Source organism: Deltaproteobacteria bacterium (genome assembly GCA_016874775.1).
Classification (GTDB): domain Bacteria; phylum Desulfobacterota; class Binatia; order Bin18; family Bin18; genus VGTJ01.
In genome coordinates this window covers 1-6,712 of the sequence record VGTJ01000246.1, presented here as the reverse complement: position 1 = coordinate 6,712, position 6,712 = coordinate 1, and the positions used below count along the sequence as shown (strand labels likewise).

Annotated in this window: 6 protein-coding genes; 5 read left to right on the top strand and 1 reads right to left on the bottom strand. The window is 53.6% G+C overall.

Features of this window, described 5'->3' with window-relative positions; translation table 11 throughout:
* Positions 1-434: 434 nt before the first annotated feature.
* From FJ147_26300 to FJ147_26280, 5 genes are all read left to right on the top strand, one after another.
* The gene (locus tag FJ147_26300; protein MBM4259398.1) at positions 435-716 is read left to right on the top strand and encodes a DUF493 domain-containing protein; all 282 of its coding nucleotides are present in this window, start codon (positions 435-437) and stop codon (positions 714-716) included.
* A gap of 220 nt (positions 717-936) precedes the next feature.
* Complete coding sequence (locus tag FJ147_26295) at positions 937-2,412, top strand: amidohydrolase (GenBank protein MBM4259397.1); 1,476 nt, start codon at positions 937-939, stop codon at positions 2,410-2,412.
* Positions 2,413-2,438: 26 nt separating this feature from the next.
* The gene (locus FJ147_26290; GenBank protein MBM4259396.1) at positions 2,439-3,617 is read left to right on the top strand and encodes a hypothetical protein; all 1,179 of its coding nucleotides are present in this window, start codon (positions 2,439-2,441) and stop codon (positions 3,615-3,617) included.
* Positions 3,557-4,042, top strand: coding sequence for a hypothetical protein (locus FJ147_26285; GenBank protein MBM4259395.1), 486 nt, complete (start codon positions 3,557-3,559; stop codon positions 4,040-4,042). Before FJ147_26290 ends, FJ147_26285 begins: the two co-directional genes overlap by 61 nt.
* A gap of 174 nt (positions 4,043-4,216) precedes the next feature.
* Positions 4,217-5,005 (top strand): enoyl-CoA hydratase/isomerase family protein, encoded by a 789-nt coding sequence (locus FJ147_26280; protein ID MBM4259394.1) that lies wholly within the window; start codon positions 4,217-4,219, stop codon positions 5,003-5,005.
* A 527-nt stretch (positions 5,006-5,532) separates the two neighbouring features.
* Here FJ147_26280 and FJ147_26275 read toward each other — a convergent pair.
* Positions 5,533-6,525 carry a transcriptional regulator gene (locus FJ147_26275; GenBank protein MBM4259393.1) on the bottom strand — a complete coding sequence of 331 codons (993 nt, stop codon included), beginning with the start codon at positions 6,523-6,525 and terminating at the stop codon, positions 5,533-5,535.
* Between the last annotated feature and the right edge of the window lie 187 nt (positions 6,526-6,712).

The window sequence follows — 6,712 nt, the reverse complement described above, 5'->3', positions numbered from 1 at the left end:
GGGCGGCGCGGGCACAGCGCAATCACTTAGCATGTTGTTATCATGCGTGGGTATCCTTGAAAGTGAAAGCTCAAGAACTGGGCCAGACCCTGTATGCCGTGCGGGAGAGTTTGTTTAGTCATTACCTTCGCGCTGAACTACAAAACCCTCATGTCACGGCTTGTTAAGGTCCAAAGCGTAAGTCCTGTTTATATAACTGTAAAATTTTCCGACAGTGTAAAATTTTTCTACATCATATATCTGAGGGAAAAGTAAACGCGAACGCGATTTCTCCTTTAGGGTTGGACGTTGTAAGAGTACTGCTCCATGGCCTAGGCAAGACATCATACCCACATGGGGAGTTCGTGTACGAACGACTGGTACGCCTGTCCGGTGCAATACGACAGAAGAGGTAACGCGAACGCCGCCCTTGAGTCCCTCCTGACCTTGGGTGTATGCCTAACTGCATGCCACCCGTACATGAAACGTTACTCGAATTTCCCTGTGTCTTTCCGCTCAAGGTCATCGGTCGGAATGTACTTGAGTTGGAGAGTGAAGTGTTTACCATCATTCAGAAGCACGTCTCCAATGCACAAAGAGAGAATATCACACGACGTCTGAGCGCCGCAAATAAATACCTCTCACTTACTGTTACATTCGTTGCCGATAGCAAAATGCAGTTGGACGAATTGTACCTTGAACTCAACCGTCACCAATTAGTCTTAGTGACACTTTAATCCGGGGAAGACCCTAGCGAGAAAGAAAACATACAAAACAACACTTATAGTTACGCCACATAAAGTGACATTTTGCCCCGAGAGATACGTCAGTGTTGCACAGAGAAGCGATTTGTTCACCTCACTACGCGGTATTCACCCGAGCCTCTTGCGCTATCTGGTTTAGCATGGGCTGAATCTGCAGGTCCGAAGCTCTATATCCGGTAAGGGGGGAGACGTTATGGCATTCAAGAACTCTCAACCATCTAAGTCCACGGCTATCCGCTCGCATCTTTCTCATCCCATTATCGACTCAGACGGACACATCGCCGAATTTGAGCCGATCTGGTTCGATTATATGCGTGAGGTCGGTGGCAGTGATTTTTCCGCACGCTTCAAAAAAGCCCCAGACGTTCCTTTCTTTTTCCAGTGGTACAACATGACCTGGCAAGAACGTCGCGATCGTCGCATGCCGCGGGCACACTGGTGGGTCCATCCTACCAAGAACACGCTCGATCGGGCGTCAAGTTCGTTACCCAAACTCATGCGTGAACGCATGGACGAAACCGGCCTCGACTTCTCCATCATGTATCCCAGTATGGGAATGGCTGCACTCCACATGAGTGACGATGAATTACGTCGGGTCGCGTGCCGCGCTTACAACAAGTATCAATCTGACATGTTTCGCGAGTGTAGCGATCGCATGAGCCCAGTTGCGGTCATTCCTATGCACACACCGCAAGAAGCGATCGAAGAGTTGGAATATGCCATCGGCGTCCTTGGCATGAAGGTGCCGCTCCTCGCTGCCCACGTGCGCCGTCCCATCAAAGCCGCTGCTGAGGTCCCCCCTGAGCTGCGACGGTATACGTTTTGGCTCGATACATTTTGCATGGACAGTGAGTATGACTATGATCCAGTGTGGAAGAAATGTATCGAACTGAAAGTCGCGCCGACCTTCCATTCGATCGGAGTTGGCTGGGGAAGCCGCACCTCAATCTCCAACTTCATGTATAACCACATCGGCCACTTCGCCGCGTCCGGCGAAGCGCTCTGTAAAGCGCTCTTCTTTGGTGGAGTCACGCGTCGGTTCCCGCAACTGCGCTGCGCTTTTCTTGAAGGTGGCGTCGGATGGGCCAGTGTCTTGTACAATGACCTCGTCGGTCATTGGGAAAAGCACAATGTGAATTTCCTTGAGCATTTCGACCCGGCCAACCTGGACGAAAAGCTCATGTATGACCTCTTTGCGCAGTACGGCGGCCCTCGCTTTGCGGAGAAGCTCGCGAACAAAGGAGATCGCTCTCACTTACTGTGGGGCGCCTATGAAGAGAAGAAAGAAAACCACTTGGACGAATTTGCCCCCTGTCGAATCGAACGCAAAGAGGATGTCCGCGACTTGTTCGTCCCTCATTTTTACTTTGGCTGCGAAGGTGATGATCGCATTACCGCCTCAGCGTTTGATACCAAGCACCATGCCATGGGAGTCCGCTTGAATGCGATCTACGGCTCCGATCTCGGCCACTGGGACCTCCCCGATATGCGCGAGGCTGCGGCTGAGGCATATGAGGCGGTCGAAAAAGGCCTCATGAACGACGAAGACTTCCGCCGCTTTGTTTTCGTTAACCCCGTTCAGTTCGTCACCAGCGCTAATCCACATTTCTTTAAGGGTACGGTTGTCGAACAGGCAGTGGCTACGCTGCTCAGCGAAACCCCGCGGTAACTGCCAAAACGAAGGAACAAAAAAGTATGGCTCATGCAGCGCAGCAAGCGTGCATCGTCGGTGTTGGTGAGACGCAGTACACCAAATGGGGACGGATGGGCGACCGTGGCGAATGGAGCCTGGCGTGCGAAGCAGTCATAAAGGCGGCTCACGATGCAGGTGTGGACAGTAACGCAATCGACGGCCTTGCTTCTTTTTCCAATGACAGCAGCATGCCCTGGTTGATGCAGCATGCACTCGGTCTGCCAGACCTCAAATTCACCTCAATGGTGTGGGGTGGTGGCGGTTCCGGCGCCTGTGGTGCGCTCGCACATGCCGCCTCTGCGGTCGAGAGTGGACATGCGCAGTATGTGGCGGTGTTTCGCTCACTGTGTCAGGGCCCTGGCCATCGATATGGCCAAGCTGGTGGCTACAACGAACTCCCCCACCTCAATTTTGCGGCTCCGTTCGGTATGTTCTCGCCGCCGATTATGATCGCACCGTTGATTCAGCGCTACATTCACGAATATGGTGCCAAGCCTGAACATTTTGCTGAAGTGTCCTTAGTCTGTCGAGACAATGCGCAACGCAACCCCCGTGCTGTCATGCATGGTCGTCCATTAACGCTCGAAGACTATCTGAATGCCCGCATTATCGCCTCACCGCTGCGGCTCTTTGACTGTTGTCAGGAGAACGACGGTGCATGTGCACTAATTGTCACGACTCTCGAACGTGCGCGGGCGCTGAACAAGAAACCTGTTCGTATTCTCGCTGCATCACAGGGAGGAAATCCTGGTTGGTATGACGGCGCACTCGGTTCACACAACATGCCGATCGACGAATACGGGGCTGGGAATGGGAAAACACTGGCCAGAGACCTTTTTGGACGGGCGGGCATCACGCCACAGGACGTGGATGTCTTACAGATCTACGATCATTTTACTGGTCTGGTGTTGATGACGCTGGAAAACTTCGGCTTTTGCGGACGTGGAGAGGCTGGCCCGTTCGCTGCAGTCGGAAATCTACGCTGGCCCCACGGTCGCTTTCCCCTCAATACATCTGGTGGCCACCTCTCGGAAGCGTACATCCACGGCCTTAACCTCGCGGTCGAAGGCGTACGACAACTGCGCGGAGAGTCGACGTCGCAAGTCAAAGATGCAGAGGTATGTCTGGTCACCGCAGGTTTGAGCGGAAGTCCGCTAAGCGCTGCCCTGCTAGGAGTCTAAGCATGAGTTATTTTCCCGCTGAAGTTTCTGGACCACAACCAACAGATGTTGACCGCACCTTTTGGGACCATTGCCGACGACGCGAATTACGCTTTCAGCGCTGCGCCGCGTGTCATCGTTTTCGCCATCCGCCAGGGCCAATGTGCTCTGCCTGCCATTCGTTTGAGCACGAGTGGCTCCTTGCCCCAGACACTGGCATCGTTTTTAGCTTCACAATTGTTCATCATCCCGTCCATCCAGGCGTGGCGTCACTCACCCCTTACAATGTCGTGATTGTCGATTTTCCGGAGTTCGATCATGTCCGCTTAGTGAGTAACATCATTGATGCCACGCCCGAGGAGATTCACGTCGGCATGACGGTAACGTTAGTGTGGGAGGAGTCGAGCACGGGTATCCCGTTACCACGATTCAAGAGCGCGAGATGAGAGTGAGAGCGAAATCAGACCTGAGAACATTCGTACACTTTACACTCCAGACGCCAAATCGTACCATTCTGAGCGCAGCGAAGAATCTCTCAGAGAGACCCTTCGTTTCACTCGGGGTGACAGCGCGCGTGCGCCAATCTTTCATGGTCCGATTTAGACTGGGAGGAGGCAACAATGGCAGAACAAGTTGTGCTGTTTGAAATTCGCAATAATGCGGGATGGGTCACCCTGAACCGCCCAACGGCAATGAACGCGCTTACCCCTGGAGTCTTGGCAGGGATCGACGCGGCATTGGATGATTTTCAGAAACATCCTGAGATTCGTGTGGTGGTCTTTACTGGCGCTGGACGCGCCTTCAGTGCTGGCGCAGACCTCAAGTTCATCCGAGAATCGAGCGGTGGCAATCCACGTGCACTGCAGGACTTTCTCCAGGCGGTCTATACCGTTCTCAATCGCGTTGAGCGCTTCCCTCGCCCCACCATCGCTGCCGTGAACGGTCTCGCCTTAGCTGGCGGACTTGAACTCACACTCTGTTGTGACCTGGTCATTGCGGCAGAAAGTGCCAAGCTGGGAGATGCGCACGCCAACTTCGGACTGATTCCTGGGGGAGGCAGCTCTGTACGTTTGCCGCGCAAGGTTGGCCCTACCCGTGCGAAGTATCTGATGTACACAGGCGAGTTCTTCCCTGCACGAGAGTTGATCTCCTATGGACTGGTCAATGAAGTCGTTCCAGACAATGAGTTGATGAACGCAGTGGAGAAAGTCGTCGGTAAGCTGGCGAACAAGAGCCCTGTGGGCTTAGAGAAGATGAAATATCTGGTTGATGATGGCCTCAATCAAACCGCTGATACTGCATTGCGGCTTGAACTCCTTGCTTTCGATCTGCACATGGCGTCAGAAGATGTAAAAGAAGGACTTGCCGCATTCGAGCAAAAACGGCCCCCTCAATTTAAGGGACGGTGAGTTCATGAAGGGCAGTATGCACTGCCCTCCTTATTGGGACTGCCAACAAAGAGAAGCGAGAATCAACGGTATCGTTATCGCGCTCCCAGGTTGGCAATCGTCTTCTCGATCGCAACAAAAAATTGTGTAATCGGCTCGCGGAACAGCGTCGTGCTGGCAAACACACAGAAACACACGACCGCCACGCTCACAATCAACGTGTAGTAATCACCTCGGTTTTGTGTTGGGTCTCGATCTGTCATGCGTACGGATCTCTCCATGCTTCTCATCACCACCACCCCCATCCTCACTGCCCGATGTAGACATCACGAACAGTTTCCACACCCAGCGTGATATTTTTCTTACGCCATCAAAGCTAGTTTGCGCTTCGCCGCAGAGAAAAGCAAATGTGAGACCGGCTCAATTTTCTTGTAAAAATAGGACCTCGCAAGCGGCGGGGTCGATGTCCTAAGACCAGCGCTGTGCTGGTCTTCCCCATGCGTGCCCTCATTTAGGGGTAGGCTTTTACGCTGAGAAAAGACGAGACGTCATTCCCGCGAATGCGGGAATCCAGGGGGAATACGCAATCGTTCAGAGGTGAAGCTCCTGGATGCCCGCCTGCGCGGGCATGGCGAACACGCGGATCTTAACGACGGGAAATCCGTGCCAATTCGGACCTTTTGACTCTGGACTGGCGCCTCTTGACTCCTCTCTTTTGTGATCCCGGCAAGCATGAGCTCGCCGCGTATGCGATACAACTCGGCTTCACAAAACCGCTCACCACTCATCTGCATGACGTCGTGGGCTTTCGCGAGTGCCGCAAGCGCCTCGGCTCTCTTCCCTACCCGCCCCTGAATATCAGCCAGTACCAGTTCGTAATATGACCGTGCAATCTCCAAGCCGATGATACGTAACGACTCCATCGCATCGGTAATGAAGGTCTGCCCTTTTTCACTCTCCCCTGTACGCGCCAGTGCCCACCCTTGCGTGACCGCCCCTGTGGCTTTCCACAGCTCAAACTCTTGTTCATGGGCAAGGGTCAGCAGGTCACCTGCCGCGATTGCGAGTTGTTGAGGGCGGGAAACGGAGTGAGCATCTTTGACCTCAGCCGCCGGACCTTGCATACTGGCCGGTTCTTCACTACTGCCGACTGACCGCTGACTACTAGTGACGTCCGCGATAAAGCGGTATCCCTTGCGATGCACAGTCTCGATGTAACGCGGTGCATCTGGATTGTCGCCAAGGACTTTGCGCACTTCTCCCATACACACGCGAATCACTGCGTCGCCAACGATCGCCCCTTCCCATACCACATCAAGCAATTCTTCTTTCGTCACCAATCCAGGGGAGCGTTCGACCAAATGCCTGAGCAGCGCAAACGCACGCGGCGTCAAAACCAGCGACTCCCCATCTTTCTCCAGGCTTGCGTTACCAAGATCAAGAGAAAAAGGAGCAAAGCGAAAAGTTCGGGAAAACGACCGAGATTCTGTAGAACTCACAGTGTCATACCACCTTACGTTCTGGCGAGAGCCGTTCTTCAGCCCTGAAACATACTTTTTCTAGAGGGAGCGCACAGTAAGGCGGTGGCAGGAAACAACTTACCGCAATAGTGATTGACCGGAGTGGAGAGCCTCTGCACAAGAGCAGGGATGAGAGACGAGACCATTGTGTGCTGGCTTCGGTCTAAGTATCGAAGTCTGGTCGAAGAGCTGGATGAACGCGGGCGAC